This is a genomic window from Dyella lutea (assembly GCF_024158035.1).
GTDB classification, from domain to species: Bacteria; Pseudomonadota; Gammaproteobacteria; order Xanthomonadales; family Rhodanobacteraceae; genus Dyella_A; species Dyella_A lutea.
This window is the reverse complement of record NZ_JAMZEK010000002.1, coordinates 1-19111: the sequence shown is the minus strand read 5'-3', so window position 1 is coordinate 19111 and position 19111 is coordinate 1. Positions and strand designations below refer to the sequence as shown.

General features: G+C 69.4%; 18 protein-coding genes and 1 riboswitch. Of the genes, 6 read left to right on the top strand and 12 right to left on the bottom strand.

Annotated elements, in window-relative coordinates; translation table 11 throughout:
- Positions 1-69: 69 nt before the first annotated feature.
- Positions 70-1323, bottom strand: coding sequence for an efflux RND transporter periplasmic adaptor subunit (locus tag NC595_RS07350; protein WP_253565729.1), 1254 nt, complete (start codon positions 1321-1323; stop codon positions 70-72).
- Positions 1324-1481: 158 nt separating this feature from the next.
- The gene (gene ppc, locus NC595_RS07345; RefSeq protein WP_256489008.1) at positions 1482-4190 is read right to left on the bottom strand and encodes a phosphoenolpyruvate carboxylase; all 2709 of its coding nucleotides are present in this window, start codon (positions 4188-4190) and stop codon (positions 1482-1484) included.
- Positions 4191-4317: 127 nt separating this feature from the next.
- Positions 4318-4439, top strand: a riboswitch (S-adenosyl-L-homocysteine riboswitch).
- A gap of 71 nt (positions 4440-4510) precedes the next feature.
- On the opposite strand from ppc, the gene ahcY reads away from it, so the two are divergent.
- The 3 genes from ahcY (at position 4511) to NC595_RS07330 (ending at position 7405) form a co-directional block, all read left to right on the top strand.
- Positions 4511-5950 carry an adenosylhomocysteinase gene (gene ahcY / locus NC595_RS07340; protein WP_253565728.1) on the top strand — a complete coding sequence of 480 codons (1440 nt, stop codon included), beginning with the start codon at positions 4511-4513 and terminating at the stop codon, positions 5948-5950.
- A gap of 163 nt (positions 5951-6113) precedes the next feature.
- Entirely contained in the window at positions 6114-6638 is a 525-nt protein-coding gene (locus tag NC595_RS07335; RefSeq protein WP_253565727.1) for an RNA polymerase sigma factor, read from the top strand.
- Positions 6638-7405 (top strand): hypothetical protein, encoded by a 768-nt coding sequence (locus tag NC595_RS07330; RefSeq protein ID WP_253565726.1) that lies wholly within the window; start codon positions 6638-6640, stop codon positions 7403-7405. Before NC595_RS07335 ends, NC595_RS07330 begins: the two co-directional genes overlap by 1 nt.
- Positions 7406-7460: 55 nt before the next feature.
- Here the strand turns inward: NC595_RS07330 and NC595_RS07325 are convergent, their stop codons facing one another.
- The 10 genes from NC595_RS07325 to ccoN are packed head-to-tail and all read right to left on the bottom strand — an operon-like array spanning position 7461 to position 16292.
- Complete coding sequence (locus NC595_RS07325; RefSeq protein WP_253565725.1) at positions 7461-8186, bottom strand: sulfite exporter TauE/SafE family protein; 726 nt, start codon at positions 8184-8186, stop codon at positions 7461-7463.
- Positions 8173-8349, bottom strand: a complete 177-nt coding sequence (gene ccoS, locus NC595_RS07320) for a cbb3-type cytochrome oxidase assembly protein CcoS (RefSeq protein ID WP_253565724.1) — start codon at positions 8347-8349, stop codon at positions 8173-8175. The genes NC595_RS07325 and ccoS overlap by 14 nt, the downstream gene beginning before the upstream one ends.
- Positions 8346-10733: a heavy metal translocating P-type ATPase gene (locus NC595_RS07315; RefSeq protein WP_343214896.1), complete on the bottom strand. Its 2388-nt coding sequence runs from the start codon at positions 10731-10733 to the stop codon at positions 8346-8348. The genes ccoS and NC595_RS07315 overlap by 4 nt, the downstream gene beginning before the upstream one ends.
- A gap of 14 nt (positions 10734-10747) precedes the next feature.
- Positions 10748-11236, bottom strand: coding sequence for a hypothetical protein (locus tag NC595_RS07310; protein WP_253565722.1), 489 nt, complete (start codon positions 11234-11236; stop codon positions 10748-10750).
- Positions 11233-12789 (bottom strand): 4Fe-4S dicluster domain-containing protein, encoded by a 1557-nt coding sequence (locus tag NC595_RS07305; protein ID WP_253565721.1) that lies wholly within the window; start codon positions 12787-12789, stop codon positions 11233-11235. Before NC595_RS07305 ends, NC595_RS07310 begins: the two co-directional genes overlap by 4 nt.
- Positions 12786-13094 (bottom strand): hypothetical protein, encoded by a 309-nt coding sequence (locus NC595_RS07300; protein WP_253565720.1) that lies wholly within the window; start codon positions 13092-13094, stop codon positions 12786-12788. Before NC595_RS07300 ends, NC595_RS07305 begins: the two co-directional genes overlap by 4 nt.
- Positions 13091-14023, bottom strand: coding sequence for a cytochrome-c oxidase, cbb3-type subunit III (gene ccoP / locus NC595_RS07295; protein ID WP_236886409.1), 933 nt, complete (start codon positions 14021-14023; stop codon positions 13091-13093). The genes NC595_RS07300 and ccoP overlap by 4 nt, the downstream gene beginning before the upstream one ends.
- Positions 14020-14163: a cbb3-type cytochrome oxidase subunit 3 gene (locus tag NC595_RS07290; RefSeq protein ID WP_253565719.1), complete on the bottom strand. Its 144-nt coding sequence runs from the start codon at positions 14161-14163 to the stop codon at positions 14020-14022. Before NC595_RS07290 ends, ccoP begins: the two co-directional genes overlap by 4 nt.
- 1 nt (position 14164) lies before the next feature.
- A complete protein-coding gene (gene ccoO, locus NC595_RS07285) occupies positions 14165-14815 on the bottom strand; it encodes a cytochrome-c oxidase, cbb3-type subunit II (protein ID WP_253565718.1) in 651 nt (216 codons plus the stop codon).
- A 10-nt stretch (positions 14816-14825) separates the two neighbouring features.
- Positions 14826-16292 (bottom strand): cytochrome-c oxidase, cbb3-type subunit I, encoded by a 1467-nt coding sequence (gene ccoN / locus NC595_RS07280; protein ID WP_253565717.1) that lies wholly within the window; start codon positions 16290-16292, stop codon positions 14826-14828.
- Positions 16293-16458: 166 nt separating this feature from the next.
- Between ccoN and metF the strand changes: the two genes are divergently transcribed.
- The 3 genes from metF to NC595_RS07265 all read left to right on the top strand — a co-directional run bounded on the left by metF (position 16459) and on the right by NC595_RS07265 (position 18929).
- The gene (gene metF, locus NC595_RS07275) at positions 16459-17283 is read left to right on the top strand and encodes a methylenetetrahydrofolate reductase [NAD(P)H] (RefSeq protein WP_253565716.1); all 825 of its coding nucleotides are present in this window, start codon (positions 16459-16461) and stop codon (positions 17281-17283) included.
- A gap of 31 nt (positions 17284-17314) precedes the next feature.
- A complete protein-coding gene (locus NC595_RS07270) occupies positions 17315-17947 on the top strand; it encodes a DUF4124 domain-containing protein (RefSeq protein WP_253565715.1) in 633 nt (210 codons plus the stop codon).
- 64 nt (positions 17948-18011) lie between these two features.
- Positions 18012-18929 carry a branched-chain amino acid transaminase gene (locus tag NC595_RS07265; protein WP_017462975.1) on the top strand — a complete coding sequence of 306 codons (918 nt, stop codon included), beginning with the start codon at positions 18012-18014 and terminating at the stop codon, positions 18927-18929.
- Positions 18930-19111 lie beyond the last annotated feature (182 nt).

Genomic DNA, 19111 nt, shown 5'->3' with positions numbered 1-19111 from the left:
TTTTGCTCCCGATCTGCATCAAAGCCGAAAAGCATCGCCCGCAAGCGGGCTCCTACCCTGCGGCATGGTTCACTTCACGCGGATCCTGTCGTAGCGGTCCCACTGGCTGGTGTCGGAGAGGATCACCTGATCGCCGGCCTTCAGGCCACGACGGATCTCCACCCGATCGACCGACGCCGCGCCCAACCGCACCGGCACGCGGGTGGCGATGCCGCTGGACGGATCGAGGCGGAACAGCGTGATGTCGGCATCGGCGCGCGCGGAGGCCGGCCGACCGACCGAGAGCACGTGGTCCAGCGTGGCGACGCGGATGCGTCCGTCCACCGAGAGGTCCGGACGTGCGCCGGGCGGCAGCTTGCCGTCCAGCCGCACATCCACCTGCACGCTGCCGTCGCGCACGGCCGGGTCGATGCGCTCGACCGCGCCGGCGACCAGGCCGTTGTGCGTGTCCACGCTGACCGGCATGCCGAGGGCCACGTCCTTGGCCTGTACCTCGGGCACCTGCAGGCGCGCGATCAGCACATCCGGCCGCGCCACCCGTGCCAGGTTGGCGCCCTCGGCCACCTGCGCACCCTCCTGCACCGCCACCTCCTGCAGTACCCCGGCGATGCCGGCCTTCACCTGCAGGGCATCGGCCTGGCGCTGGCGCAGTTCGAGGTTGCTCTGCTGCTGGCACAGCCTGGCCTGCACCGCGTCGAGCTGGGCATGCATGTTGCCGGCGAAGGCGGCCACGCGCTGCCGCTCGATGTCACGGCGGGTCGCCAGCTGCTTCAGCGCGATCTGGCCCTGGCGGAACTGCACGTCGGGAATCAGGTGCAGCGCGGCCGCCGTGGCGTCGGCGTCGGCCTTGACCTTGGCCGAGGCGTAGTCGGACTCGGCCTGGGCCAGTGCCGAGCGCTGGTCCAGCAACTGCGAGCGCAGTTCCGCGCGCTTGGCGGCGACGTCGGCTTCCGCCGCCGCCACCAGGGCCTGGGCGTTGCGCAGCGCATCCTCCACCGCGGGATTGGCCAGCGTCATCAGCACCGTGTCAGGTTTCACCGTGGCGCCGGGCCAGACCTTGATCTGCTCGACCTGTGCCGCGGTGGATGCGGCCAGCCAGCGGCTGGAGCGCGGCACCAGGGTGCCGGTGGCGCGCACCTCGCGCAGCATCTGCCCCTGCTGCACGGTATCGATCCACAGGCTGCCCCGCTCGACTACCGGCAACGCCGGCCCCAGCCGCATCACCAGCACCACGACGGCGACCAGCGCGACCGCGCCGCCGGCGATCGACCACCGCAGCCGGCGACGCCGCTGGATCCTGAACTGGGGGTTGGCGATATCCATGCGACAGGACATCGCAAGCAGCGTGCCAGCTACCCGCGAAAAGCGAAAACGGCGCCGTAACGCCGTTTTCGGGACGCGGACACGCCGATGTGTCCGGTCACAGTGTCCGCTTCCGGAATCGCCCGACCAAAGACGGACAGCCCCGGGACGGCGACCGCTCAGCCGGTGTTCTGCAGCCCCTGCGAGACACCGTTGACGCAGGCGACCAGGGCGCGCAGCAGGGCCTCGTCCCCGCGATCGCTGGCGCGCCAGCGCCTGAGCAGGTCGATCTGCAGCACGCTCATCGGGTCCACATACGGGTTGCGCAGGCGGATCGACTGGGCCAGTCGCGGCGAGTCCTGCAGCAGCTCGTCGCTGCCCTTCAGGCGCAGCACCCAGTGGCAGGTGCGCGCGAACTCCTCGCGGATCAGCGCGAAGAACGGCGCGTGCAGCTCGCCGGCCAGCGTCGAGAACGCCTCGGCGATGGCCAGGTCGCACTTGGCCAGCACCATCTCCACGTCGTCGAGCATGTTGCTGAAGAACGACCAGTCGCGCGCCATCTCGACCAGCGCCGCTTCGCCGAATTCGGCCGCGCCGTGTTCCAGCGCGGTGCCCAGGCCGTACCAGCCGGTGAGGATCGAACGGCACTGGGTCCAGGAGAACACCCAGGGGATCGCGCGCAGGTCCTGCACGCCGCGCATCGAGCGCCGGCGCGAGGGGCGCGAGCCCAGGGTCATGCGCTCGATCACGTCGATCGGCGTGGCGGCACGGAAATACTCGACGAATCCCTCGCGGTCGACGAAGGCGCGGTAGTGCTTGCGACTGGTCGCCGAGAGCACGTGCATGCGCTCGCGCCAGATGTCCTCGCGCGATTCCACCTCGCGCGGACGCAGGCTGGCGCGCAGCACGGCGCCGACGGTCTGCTCCAGGTTGCGCAGCGCCAGCGCGCGGATGCCGTACTTGCGGTGGATCACTTCGCCCTGTTCGGTCACCCGCAGCACGCCGGCCACCGAGCCGCGCGGCGAGGACATCAGCGCCGGCGTCATGCGGCCGCCGCCGCGGCTGGCCGAGCCGCCGCGACCGTGGAAGAAGGCGAGCTGGATGCCGGCCTCGTGCGCGATGTCCAGCAGCTCCACCTGGGCGCGCTGCAGGCCCCAGCGTGAGGCCAGCGTGCCGCCGTCCTTGCCGCTGTCGGAGTAGCCGAGCATCACCCACTGGCGGTCGCCGCGCGAGGCCAGGTGCGTGCGGTAGACCGGGTCGGCCAGCAGCGCGCGCAGCGTGGCCGGGGCGTTCTTCAGGTCGTCCACCGTCTCGAACAGCGGCGCCACGTCCAGCGGCACCGGCTCGCCTTCCACGGCCAGGCCACCGTGGCGGGCCAGCGCGAGCACGGCCAGCACGTCGGCCGCCGTGCGCGCCATCGAGATGATGTACAGGCCGATCGCCTCGGCGCCGTAGCGGCGACGGGCCGTGCCCAGCGCCTGGAACACCGAGCGCATGCGCTGGGCGTTCTCCTCCTCGACCGGGGCGAGCGCCTGCTCGCCGCTGGCGAACGGATGCAGCTTCTCGACCCGCTCGGCCGGGCTGCGCTGGCCCCAGTCGGCGTCGCCCTGCAGCGCGGCCAGCGCGTCGTCGTGCACCTGCGAGTCCTGCCGCACGTCGAGCCGCGCCAGATGCAGGCCGAAGGTGCGCACGCGGCGGACCAGCCGCTGCACCGCATAGGCGCCGGCGTGCAGGCCGTGGTGGTCGATCAGGCTGTGCGCGATCAGCTCCAGGTCGCCGGCCAGCTCGTCGACCGAGGTATAGCCTTCCGGATGATCGTCCTCGTGGGTGGCCTCCAGCCGCGCACCGATCAGGGTCAGGAGGGTGCGGTACGGCATGTCGGCGTGGCGCGGGCGGATCTTCTTTGCCGCTTCCGGGAAGCGCTCGCGGTAGTCCTCCAGCCGCGCCAGCAGCTCCGGCGATACGGCCACGCGGCCCTCGGTCTGGCTGAGCAGGCGGGCCAGCCCGGCCACATCCTCCTCGTAGTGCTCGATCACATGGGCGCGCTGGCTGGCAAGGCTCGCGGCGATGGTGTCGGCGCCCACATTGGGATTGCCGTCCATGTCGCCGCCGACCCAGGTGGCGAAGCTGAGCAGCCGCGGCATCGGCACCGCGATGCCGTAGACCTGCTGCAGCGCATCGGCCAGTTGCTCGTACAGCGCCGGCACGATGCGGTAGATCGGGTTGGCCAGGTAGAAGCCGACGTGGTGGTGCTCGTCCTGCACGGTGGGCTGCACCGGCGAGGCCTCGGCGGTCTGCCAGCCGGAGGACAGCGCCATGAAGATGCGGTCGTCGTCCTCCTTGCGCTCCTGCGGGGTGCGGGTAGGGTCGAAGTTGTCCACCAGCGAGCGCACGATCGCCTGCTCTTTTTCCAGCAGCGAGCGGCGCACCGCCTCGGTCGGGTGCGCGGTGAACACCGGCTCCACGTGCAGGCGACCCAGCCAGTCGACCAGTTCGGCGGCGGTGACGCCCTGCGCCTTGAGCCGGGTCAGCACGTCGAGCAGGGACTCGGGCTGCGGATGGCTATCGCTGCGCTGGTAGTCGCGGCGGCGGCGGATGCGGTGCACCCGCTCGGCGATGTTCACCGCCTGGAAATAAGTGGCGAAGGCGCGCGCCAGCGCTTCGGCCTCCTCCGCCTGCATGCCGCTCAGCGCCCGGTCCAGCAGCGCCACCGGCTCGTCCTCGCGGCGGCGGCGGATCGCCGTGGTGCGCACCGCCTCGACCTTCTCGAAGAAGGCCTCCCCGCGCTGCTCGGCGAGCATCTGCCCGACCATCGCGCCGATCCGGCTGACGTCCTCGCGCAGGGGGGCATCGTGCGGCAGGTCGGGGGTGTCGGGCTGGAAAGGCATGGAGGTCTCCCTTGTGTGAATCCGCCCAAGACTAGCAAATGCTGCGGGTGCAGCATGTCAAGAGTCGGTCCACGGCACACGGCGGCACCGGACACGCACGGCCGGTTGCGGCTACAATGCCCAGATGCCCGTCGAGGGGCGCTGCGACCACAGGCAGGCGGAATTCCGCCATTCCGTCCGGTTATCCGGACCGGAAAGCACCGGTGGCCAGGCTCGACGCGGCAGGTTCGAAAACGGCGCCCGGTTGCTATCACGCGGCAGTCTCGCGAGCGACCTTCCCCGGCGCCGCGGGGCTCCTGCACAGAACTGGAGCTCTCCGAATGAATGCTGTTACCCGCGAAACCGTGTCGCACGACTACAAGATCGCCGACATCGGCCTGGCCGACTTTGGCCGAAAGGAACTGGACATCGCCGAGCAGGAAATGCCCGGCCTGATGTCGATCCGCAAGAAGTACGCCGCCAGCGCCCCGCTCAAGGGCGTGCGCGTGACTGGCTCGCTGCACATGACCATCCAGACCGGCGTGCTGATCGAGACGCTGAAGGACATCGGCGCCGACGTGCGCTGGGCCTCGTGCAACATCTTCTCCACCCAGGACCACGCCGCCGCGGCGATCGCCGCCTCCGGCACCCCGGTGTTCGCCTGGAAGGGCGAGACGCTGGAGGAGTACTGGGACTGCACGCTGGACGCGCTGTCCTTCCCCGACGGCAAGGGCGGCTACCTCGGCCCGCAGCTGGTGGTGGACGACGGCGGCGACGTGACGCTGCTGATCCACAAGGGCTACGAGCTCGAGAACGGCGACAAGTGGGTCGAGACCGCCTCGGAGAGCCACGAGGAACAGGTGATCAAGAACCTGCTCAAGCGCGTGCACGCCGAGCGCCCGGGTTTCTGGCACACCGTGGTGAAGGACTGGAAGGGTGTATCCGAAGAGACCACCACCGGCGTGCACCGCCTGTACCAGCTGGCCGAGGCCGGCAAGCTGCTGATCCCGGCGATCAACGTCAACGACTCGGTCACCAAGAGCAAGTTCGACAACCTGTACGGCTGCCGCGAGTCGCTGGCCGACGGCCTGAAGCGCGCGATGGACGTGATGCTGGCCGGCAAGCTGGCGGTGGTCTGCGGCTACGGTGACGTCGGCAAGGGCTGCGCCCACTCGCTGCGCGCCTACGGCGCCCGCGTGGTGGTCACCGAGATCGACCCGATCAACGCCCTGCAGGCGGCGATGGAAGGCTTCGAGGTCAACACCGTCGAATCCACCCTCGGCCGTGGCGACATCTACGTCACCACCACCGGCAACAAGGACGTGATCACCCTGGAACACATGCAGGGCATGAAGGACCAGGCGATCGTCTGCAACATCGGCCACTTCGACAACGAGATCCAGGTCGAGCGTCTGCAGAAGAGCGGTGCCACCAAGCTCAACATCAAGCCGCAGGTGGACAAGTACACCTTCAAGGACGGCCGCGCGATCTTCCTGCTGGCCGAAGGCCGCCTGGTCAACCTGGGCTGCGCCACCGGCCACCCGAGCTTCGTGATGTCGAACTCGTTCTCCAACCAGACCCTGGCGCAGATCGACCTGTGGGCGCACAAGGACATCTACGAGCCCAAGGTCTACATCCTGCCGAAGAAGCTGGACGAGGAAGTGGCCCGTCTGCACCTGGAGAAGATCGGCGTGAAGCTGACCACGCTCACCGCGGCCCAGGCCAAGTACCTCGGCGTGGCGGTGGAAGGTCCGTACAAGCCGGAGCACTACCGCTACTGATCGGCGACGGCGTTCCGCAACACCGAAGCGAAGGGCGCAGCGATGCGCCCTTCGTCGTTTCCGGCGGCTGCAACTGTAAGAATTGGGCGGGCCGGTGCGTCTGAAGGGTGAATCCACCCGGAGACGTACCATGCCCCTGTCACTTTCCCGCGGAGGCGAGCCCATGACGGACACCGCTCCGCCCGACGTCAATGCCCTGGCCCGCGGCTACGGCCGCGCCGTCTATCTCGCCGCCTGGCGCGTGCTCGGCGACGCCGGCCAGGCAGAAGACGTGCAGCAGGACGTGTTCCTGCGCCTGCTGGAGAAGCCACCTACCGACGTCGCCTCGTGGCCGGCCTACCTCGCCGCCATGGCCACGCGGCAGGCGATCGACCGCCTGCGCAGCAGGCAGCGTTGGCGCCGCCTGCGTCCGCTGTGGAAAGCCGCCGAGCCGGAAGCCACCGATACCGCCGCGGACGATGCCGAACAGGCCGAACGGGCACAGCGCCTGCGCGCCGCCCTGGCCCGGCTGAAGCCGCAGCACGCCGAGTGCTTCGTATTGCGGCACCTCCACGGCCTGGACACCGTGGCGATCGCCCGCGCCACCGGCCTCACCCCAAACCACGTCGGCGTCTGCCTGCACCGTGCGGCGCAGGCGCTGGAATCGCTGCTCAACGACCGTGCGCGCTCCGCGCAGGAGGTGCTGTGATGGAACCGATCCTGTCCCCCGCCCTGGCCAGCCATCTGCAGGCGCTGGTCCGCGAGCCGACCACCGCCGCGCTCGATGCCGCGCAGGCAAAGCTGGAGCGCCGCCTCGTCGAGGCCCGTCCACGGCGCGTCCGCGCGGCCCGCTGGATCGGCGCATTCGCCACCGTCGCCACCGCCTGCCTGGTGCTCGCCCTGGTGCTGATGCCGACCTCGCGTGGCGTCGCCTTCGACCTGGCACTGAAGCACCTGCGCGACTTCCGGACCCTGTCGATGACCATCGAGCAGCAGTCGCAGGGCATCGCGATGCCGACGATCCGGGTCCGCATGGACCGCGCCGGCAACGCCCGCACCGACATCGGCGAGGCCACCAGCGTGGTGGTGAACGCCGCCGAGCATCGCGTGCTGACCCTGCTGCACGGGCCGCGCATGGCGATGCTGCTTACTCTGCCGGCGGATGCGAAGCCGAAATCCGACGCCGCGCTGAAGTGGCTGGACGCGATCCGCCAGTTCCAGGGCAAGGCGGTCGAGCTGCCCGGCCAGCGCATCGTCGACGGTCGCATCACCCACGGCTGGCAGCTCGATGTGCAGGGCATGCGCATCGCGCTGTGGGCCGATGACGAGGGCGTCCCGCGGGCGGTCAAGGTCGGTGGCAACGGCATGGCGATGAGCCAGCGCATCCACGTCACCGTCGATCCGCCGCTGGATGCCGCGATCTTCAGCACGGCGATCCCCGCCGGGTACCACGAAGCACAGCCCGATCGGGATTGAGCCGACACGGCAGGACCCGACGCGCCGCGAGCACTGAGCCCGCGGCGCGTTGCCTTCATCGGGACCGCGGCCCGCAGCCCAGCGCGGCAAGCGCGTCGTGCAGGGCCGGCACCTGCATCAGCCACGGCGCCGCCATGGTCAGCACGCCCGCCACCAGTACCAGCGCGCCCGCGCCATGACGCACCCCCGGCCGCTGCAGCCAGCGCCCCATGCGCGCGCCCGACCAGGTCAGCGGCAGCATCACCGGCAGGGTGCCGAGCCCGAACGCCGCCATGGTCAGCGCACCGTGCACCGCGCTGGCCTGCATCCAGGCCGCCGCCAGCAGGGTGGTGCTGAGCCCGCACGGCAGCCAGCCCCACAACATGCCGGCCGCCAGCCGCCGCGGCGCGGTGTTCGCCGGCAGCAACGGACGCAGCAGCGGCTGCAGCGCGCGCCAGATCCGCGCCCCCGGTCGCGACAACACGTTGAAGCGACCGCTGCGATCGAGCAGGCGCAGACCGGCGAGCACCAGCACCAGACCCACGGCCACCCGCATCGCCACCGCCAGGCCGGGAATCTCGAACACGCGCAGCAGGCCGTCGCCCACGCCACCGACCAGCGCCCCGGCGAGCACGTAGCCGCCGACCCGGCCGAGGTTGAGCTGCAGCGCTCCGGCCCATCCGGCCTGCGGCGCACGCGCGGAGAAGCCGGTGGCGATACCGCCACACATCGCCGCACAGTGCGCGCCACCGAGCAGACCGCTGAGCAGCGCCGCGGTGAGCGTCAGGCTATCGAGCGTCATCGTCCGCCTCGGTCGGCGCGGCCGGTGGGTCATCGCGCAGGATGTCCAGCGCCGGCGTGTCCAGGTCGTCGAACTGGCCCTTGCGCACCGCCCACACGAAAGCGCTGATGGACACGGCCAGCAGCACCACGCTGAGCGGAATCAGCATCAGCAGGATGGTCATGGACGATGCTCCTCGCGCGAACGACGCATCAGTCGCAGCGCGTTCAGGGTGACGACCAGCGAGGATACCGCCATGCCCAGCGCAGCCCAGCCCGGCGTGACGCGGCCCATCGCAGCCAGCGGCAGCGCAACCAGGTTGTAGCCGACCGCCCAGATGAAGTTCTCGCGGATGATGCGCCGCGTGCGCCTCGCCAGCGCGATGGCGGCCGGTACGCGCATCAGCTCCGGCGCGGTCAGTACGAGGTCGGCGGCGCGCTGCGCCAGCGCCACGCCCTCGCCCATCGCCAGCGAGACATCGGCACCGGCCAGCACCGGGGCATCGTTGAGCCCGTCGCCGACCATCGCCACGGTACGTCCCCGCGCCTGCAGTTCATACACCAGGGCAAGCTTGTCTTCCGGACGCTGCCGGGCCCGCGCATCGTCGATGCCCAGGGTCGCGGCCATACGCTCCACCGCGGCAGCGCCGTCGCCGCTGGCCAGATGCACCGTGAGGCCAAGCGCCCGAAGTGCGCGGAGGGTATCGGCCGCGTCGGTGCGAAGCCCCTCGCGCATGGTGAAGCGGGCGAACGCGCGCGTACCGTCACCCAGCCACACCTGGCCGTCGTCGGCGCGGCCGGCAGCGAACGGTGCGACACCCAGACGCCAGTCGACGCCCTCGATCCGGCCGCTAAGCCCCTGTCCCGCGACCAGCTGCAGCGACTCGACGGCGAGAGGCTCTTCTTCGCCAGCGAATGCGGCGGCGATCGGGTGGCCGCTGTCGCGCTCCAGCGCGGCGGCCAGCGCGCAGGCACGTGCCTCGTCCATGCCATCGAAAACCTCGACCGCCTCGAGCACCGGATGCACCCGGGTCAGCGTGCCGGTCTTGTCGAACACCAGGTCGGTGACGCGGGCGAGCCGATCCAGCGCGCCGGCACGCACCGGCAGGATGCCCCGCCGCGCCAGCGCACCGCTGGCTGCGGCCAGCGCCGCAGGAACGGCCAGCGACAGCGCGCAAGGGCAGCTCACCACCAGCAGCGACAGCGCCACCTCGAACGCGCGCTCCGGCTCGACGATGCGCCAGCCCAGGTAAACCGTCAGTGCGGCCAGCAGCACCCCCCCGACGAACAGGGCACCGATCCGGTCGGCCAGTTGCGCCAGCGGCGGACGCTGGGCCTGCGCCTGCTCGACCAGCCGGGTCAGCTGCGACAGGCGCGTGGCGCTACCGATGCCGGTGATGCGCAGGCGCGCAGGCGTCTCGCGGCAGTGCGTGCCGGCGTACACCGGATCGCCGGCACGCTTGGTCACCGGATGCGACTCGCCGGTGAGCAGGGCTTCCTCGAACTGCGCGTGCGGATCCAGCAGCTCGCCATCGGCCGGCACCGCCTCGCCGACGGCGACACAGGCGACATCGTCCACCCGAAGGGCCGACAGCGACACCGACTCGCGCGTGCCGTCGGCGCGCTCGCGCACCGCCAGCACCGGTCGCGCGCGCGCCAGCGTGTCCACCTGGGCGCTGGCGATGCGCCGCGCGCGCTGCTCCAGCAGCCGCGCCAGCAGCAGCAGGAAGACGAACATCGCGGCCGCGTCGAACCACACGTGCGGCCCCCCGCGCACGGTCGCGACGGCACTGGCGAAGTAGGCCAGCAGGGTCGAACCGGCGACCAGCACATCCATGCCGAGGTGACGGCGCTTCAGGCCGCTCCAGGCGCCCTCGATGAACGGCCAGCCGGAGTAGAACACCACCGGAGCGCAGACCAGCAGGGTGAACCAGCGGAACAGGTCGCGCGTAGGCACGCTCATATGGTGGCCGAAATCGAGGTACGAAGCCTCCGACAGCATCATCGTCTGCATCGCCGCGAGTCCGGCGATGCCCAGGCGCAGCAGCCATTGCCGACGATCGGCCACGCGCTGGCGCTCCGCCGCCGGGTCTCCCGCCAGGTAAGCCCGGTAGCCGAGCATCGACAGCTGGCCCAGCACCGCCGAAAGCCGCGTGCGCGCGGGATCCCAGGCGATGCGGATGCGCCCGGTCACTGCATTGGCGCCGGCATCGAGCACGCCCGGCGTGCGCTCCAGGGCCCGGTCGACCAGCCAGGCGCACGCCGCGCAGCGCATGCCGTCGGTGAGCACGGTGATCTCGCAGCCGCCGTCGACCGGCACGGTGTGCTCGGCCAGCAGCTCCTTGCCGTCCCAGGCGCCGAGATCGGCCGCCTCGACATCGACCCGCGCACCGGGGTCGCTGCGCAGGCGGTAGTAGTCGCCCAGATCCGCGTCGCGGATCCACTGCGCGGCGGTGGCGCAGCCGTGGCAGCAGAACGGCTGCGGCCGACCATCGAGTGCCACAAGCACAGGTGAGGGCGGCAACCGTGCGCCGCAGTGGTAGCAGCTGTGAACGACGCGCTGGTCCACCGGCACGGCCCGCCTTACGGCGCGAGCCGCGCGAACCGCGCCTCGGCCGGCCACTGTCCCTGCAGTCGCCACGGTGCACGGTCGGAGGTGGCCTCGATGCGCCAGTTGCGCGCGTCGCTGATCACCCCGGCGCCGCGCCAGCCCAGTTCGCTGGGCTTGAGGTGCAGGGTCAGCACCTCGGCGGACGCGTCCTGCGCGGTCAGCACGACGGTAAGGTCGCCGCCCCGGGCGATGCGCGCGTCGGTCGGCACCGCTTCGATCATGCCGCCGTTGTGGCGGAGGATCAGCTCGGTCACCGGCTTGGATCCCCGGGTCTGCGGCGCCTCTTCCGCGGTCAGCTGCAGGTGGCCCAGACGGGTGACCCTGTCCGGCGTGTCGGCGGTCGGGCCGGCGTGATCGACGGCGGCGAACAACAGCGCGAAACCGATCGCCACCATCGCAAGCGGCAGGCCGATCAGCATCCACACCATGGGTTCACGCCAGGCGTTGCGGGGCTTGTTCATGGCGAAGGTCCGAAGAAGCTGCTGTCGATGGTCACGGTCGCCTGCGTATCGACGCCGTGCACGGTGAAGTGCACCACGTGGCGCCCGATCGTCTCCGAGGAGGCCGCCACGGTGACCGGCACCGAAAGCACCTCGCCGCTGTTGGCGACGACCACCTTCGGGCCGCCGCGCAGCGAGAGATCCTCCAGGTCCGCGCCGCCGGCCACTTCGATGCGGTAGCGATGCGTCTGCTGGCTCTTGTTCACCAGCTTGATGGTGTAGCTATTCTCGACATTGCCGTCGTCGGCCTGTGCGTACATGGCGTTGCGGTCGCGCAGCGCCTCGGCCAGCAGCGGACTGCGATGGGTGACGCCCCAGCCCCAGGCGGCGGCCAGCGCGGTCAGCAGCAGGCCGTACACGATGATGCGGGGGCGCAGCACCTTCGCCGGCGCGCCATCGATCGCATTCTGCGTGGAGTAGCGGATCAGGCCTCGCGGATAGCCGACCTTGTCCATCACCTCGTCACAGGCGTCGATGCAGGCGCCGCAAGCGATGCACTCGTACTGCAGGCCGTTGCGGATGTCGATGCCGGTCGGGCACACCTGCACGCAGATCGTGCAGTCGATGCAGTCGCCCAGTTCCTCGAGGGCGAACTTCGGCAGCGGCTCGACCTTCACGCCCGGACCGCTGAGCGTGATCGTGCCGCTGGCCTGGGTGCGGTTGTCCGCGGCCGACGGATGCCGGCTGGCGCGGAACACGTAGTCGTGGGCGACGACCTTGTCGAGCAAGCCGCGGGCACGCGCCAGCACGCTGGTCAGGCCGCGCTTGCGCGGACCGCGCGGCTCGCCGCGCATCGGGTCATAGGCGATGATCAGCGTGTTGCGGTCGAACATCGCGCTCTGGAAGCGCGCGTAGGGGCACATGTACTTGCACACCTGCTGGCGCAGGAAGCCGGCGTTGCCCCAGGTGGCGACGCCGTAGAAGACGATCCAGAACGCTTCCCAGCCGCCGAGCTGGAACGGCACTCGCCGCGCCAGGTCGACGATCGGGCTGAAGAAGCCGACGAAGGTGAAGCCGGTCCACAGTGAGAACAGCGCCCATGCGAGGTGACGGCCGCCCTTGCGCAGGATCTTCTCGCGGTTCCACGGCATCGCGTCGAGCTTGATCCGCTTGTTGCGGTCGCCCTCGATCCACTGCTCGATCCACAGCGAAACCTCGGTCCACACCGTCTGCGGGCAGGCATAGCCGCACCACAGGCGCCCGGCCAGCGCGGTGAAGAAGAATAGCGCCAGCGCGGCGATCATCAGCAGCATCGCCAGGAACAGGAAGTCCTGCGGCAGGAACAGCAGGCCAAAGATGTGGAACTGCCGCGCCGGCAGGTCCAGCAGCACCGCCTGGCGGCCGTCCCAGCGCAGCCACGGGAATAGGTAGAACATGCCCAGCAGCCACACCACCGCGGCGACGCGCAGGCGGTTGTAGCGGCCGGAGACCTCGCGCGGGTAGACCTTGCGCTCGCTCACGTAGAACGAGTCGCTGCCTTCCTCGACGAGCTTGAGGGGAATGCGTGATGTCATGGGCGGTGTTCAGGCGTACCGGGCGCGTGGTGGAAGGCCTTGCGCGGTCGCAGCAGGATCCAGGTGAACAGGCTGGACGAGGCGGTGCCGATCCAGGCGAGGAAGAAGCCGAACGTGTAGCCCAGCTCGCGATCCAGGTGCAGCGTGGGGAAGGTCATGTCCTGCAATGCCTGCGGATCGACGTAGGCGAAGAACACCATGGTCATCACACCCGCCGAAAAGAAGCTGGGCCAGAGGATGGCGCCGGCGCGCCGGAGCAAGCGGCGCGCCGGGGCGGAGGGTTGCCCTTCCGCCAGCCGGTTCACGGAGCCGCCTCCGGCGGCGCCGCATCGTCATGCTTCGACAGCGTCCAGACATAGGCGCCGACCAGTCGCACGCGGGTTTCGCCCAGCCGCGGTTCCCATGCCGGCATGATGCCGTTGCGGCCTTCCGCGATGGTCTTGTGCAGGGCTTCCTTGCTGCCGCCATACAGCCAGTGGGCCGTGGTCAGGTCGCGCGCGCCGAGCATCGGGTTGCCCTTGCCGTCCGGGCCATGGCAAGCGATGCACAGCGTGCCGAACATCGCCTTGCCGCGCTGCGCCGCAGCGTCCTCGACGTGGCCCGGCTTGGACAGCGACTGCACGTAGGCGACCACGTCGTCCACCGCCAGCGGGCCGCCCTGCGCCGTGAGCACGGTGCCCCAGGCCGGCATCACCGCGTTGCGGCCCTTGAGGATGGTCTCCAGCACGCGGTCGGGCGAGCCGCCCCAGTACCAGGCCTTGTCGGTCAGGTTGGGGAAGCCCTTGGCGCCCAGGCCGGTGGAGCCATGGCAGGCCGCGCAGTTGTCGGCGAAGATCGTGCGACCGATCGCCACCGCACCCGGATCCTTGGCCAGCACGTCGATCGGCTTGCCGGCGTAGAGCTTCAGGGTTTCTTCCAGCCGCGCATCCTCGGCGGCCTTGTCCAGCGCCCATTCCGACTTGGAGCTCCAGTGGCCGAAGCCGTGCATGCGGCCCACGCCGTACCAGAACAGGTAGCCGATGCCGAAGACGATGGTGATGTAGAACAGGTTGATCCACCAGCGCGGCAGCGGCTTGTTGTATTCGGTGATGTCGCCGTCCCACACGTGGCTGGTGTCTTCCGGCGCAGGGTCGCCGGGGCGGCGCTTCACGTTCGCCATCAGCAGCCAGAAGCAGCCGGCGATGTTCAGCGCGACCAGGATGACCACGTACCACGTCCATCCCGAGGTCATCATGGCGTTTCCTCCCCGTTGTCGTCTTCAAGCGGCATGCGCGCGGCGGCATCGAGCGCCGGCTTGTTGCGCGGCAGCCACAGCCAGATCCAGCCGCCGACGAACAGCACCAGCAGTACTGCGGTAATCAGTCCGGCCACCATGTCAGTCACTCCCCTGCGGTGCGTTGTCGTCGGCCGGCGTCAGGTGCGTGCCGAGATGCTGCAGGTACGCGACCACCGCGTCCTGCTCGGTCTTGCCCTTGACCTCCTCCGGCGCCGCTGCGATCTCGGCATCGGAGTACGGCACGCCGATGCGCTGCAGTGCCTTCATGTGCCGGGCGACCTCTTCGCCGTCGAGCTTGTTTTTCTCCAGCCACGGGTAAGCCGGCATGATCGACTCCGGCACCACGTCGCGCGGGTTGTGCAGGTGCGCGCGCTGCCAGTCGTCGGAGTAGCCGCGCAGGCCGACGCGGGCCAGGTCCGGTCCGGTGCGCTTGCTGCCCCACTGGAACGGATGGTCGTAGACCGACTCGCCGGCCAGCGAGTAGTGGCCGTAGCGTTCGGTCTCGAAGCGCAGCGTGCGGATCATCTGCGAATGGCAGTTGTAACAACCCTCGCGGATATAGATGTCCCGCCCGGCAAGCTGCAGCGCAGGGTAGGGCTTGATGCCCGGCAACGGCTTGATCGTCTCGGCCTGGAACATCAGCGGGACGATCTCGGCCAGGCCGCCGAAGGAGACGGCGGCGGCGATCAGGATGGCCATCAGGCCGATGTTCTTTTCGATCTTGTCGTGGAAATGCGTTGTCTCGGTCATGTCCGTCCCCTCAGGCCCTGGCATCGGCAGCGTCCGCCGGCAGCACCGGCTGCGCGACGATCGCGCCCCGCGCCTGCTGGAAGGTCTTGAACACGTTCCAGGCCATCACGAACATGCCGCTGAGCACGATCAGGCCACCGCCCAGGCGGAACAGGTAGTAGGGCTTGGTGGCATTCAGCGACTCGACGAACGAGTACACCAGGGTGCCGTTGTCCGGGTCGGTGGCACGCCACATCAGGCCCTGCATCACGCCGGCGATCCACATCGAGGCGATGTACACGACCACGCCGATGGTATGCAGCCAGAAGTGGGTGTCGATCAGCTTGACCGAGTACATCTGCTGCTGGTTGAGCAGGCGCGGCAGCATCGCGTAGATCGAACCGATCGAAATCATCGCCACCCAGCCCAGCGCGCCGGAATGCACGTGGCCGATGGTCCAGTCGGTGTAGTGGCTGAGCGAGTTGACCGTCTTGATCGACATCATCGGCCCCTCGAACGTGCTCATCATGTAGAACGAGAGCGAGACGATGAGGAACTTCAGGATCGGGTCGGTGCGCAGCTTGTGCCAGACACCCGACAGGGTAAGGATGCCGTTGATCGCGCCGCCCCACGAGGGCGCCAGCAGGATCAGCGAGAACACCATGCCGAGGGACTGCGCCCAGTCGGGCAGCGCCGTGTACATCAGGTGGTGCGGGCCGGCCCACATGTAGATGGCGATCAGCGCCCAGAAGTGCACGATCGACAGCCGGTACGAGTAGATCGGCCGGCCTGCCTGCTTGGGCACGAAGTAGTACATCATGCCGAGGAAGGCGGTGGTCAGGAAGAAACCGACCGCGTTGTGGCCGTACCACCACTGCACCATCGCGTCGACCGAGCCGGAATAGATGGAGTAGGACGTCATCCATCCGGAAGGAATCGACAGGTTGTTGACGATGTGCAGCAGCGCGATGGTGATGATGTACGCGCCGTAGAACCAGTTGGCCACGTAGATGTGCTTCACCTTGCGCTTGGCGATGGTGCCGAAGAACAGCACCGCGTAGGCCACCCAGACGATCGCGATGGCGATGTCGATCGGCCATTCCAGCTCGGCGTATTCCTTGCCCTGGGTGTAGCCCAGCGGCAGGCTGATCGCGGCCGCCACGATGATCAGCTGCCAGCCCCAGAACACGAACGCGGCCAGCTTGTCCGACAGCAGCCGGACATGGCAGGTGCGTTGCACCGTGTACAGGCTGGTAGCGAACAGCGCGCAACCGCCGAACGCGAAGATCACCGCATTGGTGTGCAGCGGCCGCAGCCGCCCGAACGTGAGCCACGGCACGTTGAAGTTCAGTGCCGGGAAATAAAGCTGCGCCGCGATCAGCACGCCTACCAGCATGCCGACCACGCCCCATACCACGGTCATCACGGCGAACTGCCGCACGACCTTGTCGTTGTAGTTGCCCACTGGGCCCCCTCCTGAGCGTCGGAACGAGCGCATCGTGGGCGATGTGGGGGGCGGGCTAACTGATGCCGGTCAAAAATACTTGCGATGGCCGGGCGGACAGCTTGTCGCAGGGACTACGCCGACTCGGGCGGACAGCCATACATCTTTTCATCGCGAATGAAAGATATATACTGCCCCGATCGCTCCCCGGTTCGACGCCATGCTACCGATCAGTTTCGAATTCTTCCCACCCAAGACCGACGAGCAGCGCGCGCAGCTCGACCGCACCGCCACCCTGCTCAAGGCACGGGGGCCGGAGTACGCGTCGGTGACCTTCGGTGCCGGCGGCTCCACGCTCAGCTACACCGGCGAGACAGTGGCCCGGCTGCATCGCGAACACGGCATCGACGTGGCGCCTCACCTGTCGTGCATGGGCGGTACCCGCAGGGAGATCGCCGAGCTGCTGGACGGCTACCGGGCCGCCGGCTACCGCCGGATCGTGGCGCTGCGCGGCGACCTGCCGTCCGGCATGGCCTCGCCCGGCGATTTCCGCTACGCCGCCGAGCTGGTGCGTTTCATCCGGGAGCATTCGGGCGACCACTTCCACGTGGAAGTGGCGGCGTACCCCGAGACGCATCCGCAGGCCGACGACGCGCTGGCCGACCTGCGCCACTTCAAGGCCAAGGTCGACGCCGGCGCCGACGGGGCGATCACCCAGTATTTCTTCAATGCGGATGCCTACTTCCGCTTCGTCGACGACGTGCGGCGGCTGGGCGTGGAGGTGCCGGTGGTGCCAGGCATCATGCCGATCGGCAACTTCAGCCAGCTCAAGCGCTTCTCCGACGCCTGCGGCGCGGAAATCCCGCGCTGGATCGTCAAGCGCATGCAGGCGCACGGCGACGATGCCGAGTCGGTCCGCCAGCTCGGCGCCGAGGTGGTGGCCCAGTTGTGCCGACGCCTGCTCGACAGCGGTGCGCCGGGGCTGCACTTCTACACGCTGAACCGTGCCCGGCCGACGCTCGCAATCCTGGACCAGTTGCACTGATCGCCTGCGGCGGCGGCTCTATGCTGCCCCGATGCGCCCTCCGTCCTCACTGGTCCTGCTGCCGCTGCTGGCCCTTGGTGCCATTCCGGTCGCACACGCGCAGGGAGCGATCCACCGCTGCGTGGATCCGGCAGGGCACCCGGTGTTCACCGACCGTCGCTGCAGCACGCTGGATGCCACCCCGGTGCTGCCGTCGGCCGCGACCGTCGCCGGCCCCGCCCAGCCGCCCACACCAGACCAGGCAGAGCAGCTCTGTGCCGCCGATCCGGCGACGCTGCGGCGACAGGTGCTGGAAGCGTTCGCCCGGCACCAGCCCAACCGGCTGGCCGGCATGATGCTGTGGGACGACTACGGCGAGCGCGGTGCCGTCGACCAGATCCAGGCACTCGGCGCACTGGTCGCGCGGCCCCTGCTGGACCTGCATGACGACACCGATGGAAGCCGGACCGCGAGCACCGGGCCGGCCCCCTCGATCTACGACCCCACCCGCCCGTTGCGCGAGCAGCTCGACACCCCGGCCGCGAACGCGCCGCCAGCCGCCGTCGCGCCGGACCCGCAGGCGCTGATCGCGGTCACCGTCGGCGCCGACGGCGGCCCGCAGAGCACCCGTTTCGCGATCGAGCGGCGCGCCGGCTGCGTGTGGCTGCTGCCGCCGGCCGGATGACCTTCGTCCGGGGCGGCCGCCGGGGCGATCCGCTATCATGGGCGGTCCCCAACGGAGAACCGTCATGGCGCAGCAATACCCCGAATGGATCTGGCAGAACGGCGAGATCAAGCCGTGGAAAGACGCCACCACCCACGTGATGTCGCATGCCCTGCACTACGGCTCGTCGGTGTTCGAGGGCATCCGCAGCTACGCGACGCCCGACGGTGCCGCGATCTTCCGCCTCACCGACCACCTAAAGCGCCTGTATCAGTCCGCGCGCATTTACGACATGGAGCTGCCGTACTCCATGGATGAGCTGGCCCAGGCCTGCCGCGACATCGTCAAGAAGAACGGCCTGACCGCCGCCTACCTGCGCCCGGTGGCCTACCGCGGCCTGGGCGGCTTCGGACTGTCCGCCGACACCCCGATCGACGTCGCCGTGGCCACCTGGCCGATGGGTCCCTACCTCGGGCCGGGCGCGCTGGAAAAAGGCATCAGCGCCTGCGTCTCCAGCTGGCAGCGCTTCGCGCCGAACACCATCCCAGCTGGCGCCAAGGCCGGCGGCAACTACCTCTCCGGCCAGCTGATCGCGCGCGAGGCGCGCCGGCTGGGCTTCGGCGAAGGCATCGCCATGGCCTCCACCGGCCTGCTCAGCGAGGGTGCCGGCGAGAACCTGTTTCTGGTCTTCGACGGCGTGCTGCACACCACGCCGGCCAGCGCGTCGATCCTCACCGGCATCACCCGCGACACGCTCAAGGTGCTGGCCCGCGAGGAAGGCATCGAGGTGGTCGAGCGCGACCTCCCGCGCGAGTACCTTTACCTGTGCGACGAGCTGCTGATGTGCGGCACCGCGGCCGAGATCACCCCGATCAACGCGGTCGACGGCAAACAGATCGGCCACGGAACCGCCGGCCCGGTCACCCGTCGCCTGCAGGAGCTGTATTTCGGCCTGTTCGACGGCCGCACCAACGACAAGTGGGGCTGGCTGGAGCCGGTCTGATCCGGCCGCCACAGCCCACACGAAAACGCCCCGCACAGCGGGGCGTTTTTTTGCCCACCGTAGATACCGTCTTACTTACCCCCCGACAAGGGCACGATTGGGATCGAACGGCAGGCCGGAACGCACCACTCCCCAAGCGATATGCAGCAGCTTGCGCATGGCTGCGCCCAAGGCCAGCTTGG

What these genes read in the sequence shown, in the direction of transcription:
- ccoP (WP_236886409.1), bottom strand. Translation starts at nt 14,023, where the DNA reads ATGATGACCTCGGGATGGACGTGGTACGTGGTCATCCTGGTCGCGCTG.
- NC595_RS07350 (WP_253565729.1), bottom strand. Translation starts at nt 1,323, where the DNA reads ATGGATATCGCCAACCCCCAGTTCAGGATCCAGCGGCGTCGCCGGCTG.
- NC595_RS07265 (WP_017462975.1), top strand. Translation starts at nt 18,012, where the DNA reads ATGGCGCAGCAATACCCCGAATGGATCTGGCAGAACGGCGAGATCAAG.
- NC595_RS07330 (WP_253565726.1), top strand. Translation starts at nt 6,638, where the DNA reads ATGGAACCGATCCTGTCCCCCGCCCTGGCCAGCCATCTGCAGGCGCTG.
- NC595_RS07290 (WP_253565719.1), bottom strand. Translation starts at nt 14,163, where the DNA reads ATGGTGGCCGGACTGATTACCGCAGTACTGCTGGTGCTGTTCGTCGGC.
- ppc (WP_256489008.1), bottom strand. Translation starts at nt 4,190, where the DNA reads ATGCCTTTCCAGCCCGACACCCCCGACCTGCCGCACGATGCCCCCCTG.
- NC595_RS07305 (WP_253565721.1), bottom strand. Translation starts at nt 12,789, where the DNA reads ATGACATCACGCATTCCCCTCAAGCTCGTCGAGGAAGGCAGCGACTCG.
- NC595_RS07270 (WP_253565715.1), top strand. Translation starts at nt 17,315, where the DNA reads ATGCGCCCTCCGTCCTCACTGGTCCTGCTGCCGCTGCTGGCCCTTGGT.
- NC595_RS07335 (WP_253565727.1), top strand. Translation starts at nt 6,114, where the DNA reads ATGACGGACACCGCTCCGCCCGACGTCAATGCCCTGGCCCGCGGCTAC.
- ccoN (WP_253565717.1), bottom strand. Translation starts at nt 16,292, where the DNA reads ATGCGCTCGTTCCGACGCTCAGGAGGGGGCCCAGTGGGCAACTACAAC.
- NC595_RS07310 (WP_253565722.1), bottom strand. Translation starts at nt 11,236, where the DNA reads ATGAACAAGCCCCGCAACGCCTGGCGTGAACCCATGGTGTGGATGCTG.
- ccoO (WP_253565718.1), bottom strand. Translation starts at nt 14,815, where the DNA reads ATGACCGAGACAACGCATTTCCACGACAAGATCGAAAAGAACATCGGC.
- ahcY (WP_253565728.1), top strand. Translation starts at nt 4,511, where the DNA reads ATGAATGCTGTTACCCGCGAAACCGTGTCGCACGACTACAAGATCGCC.
- metF (WP_253565716.1), top strand. Translation starts at nt 16,459, where the DNA reads ATGCTACCGATCAGTTTCGAATTCTTCCCACCCAAGACCGACGAGCAG.
- ccoS (WP_253565724.1), bottom strand. Translation starts at nt 8,349, where the DNA reads ATGACCATCCTGCTGATGCTGATTCCGCTCAGCGTGGTGCTGCTGGCC.
- NC595_RS07325 (WP_253565725.1), bottom strand. Translation starts at nt 8,186, where the DNA reads ATGACGCTCGATAGCCTGACGCTCACCGCGGCGCTGCTCAGCGGTCTG.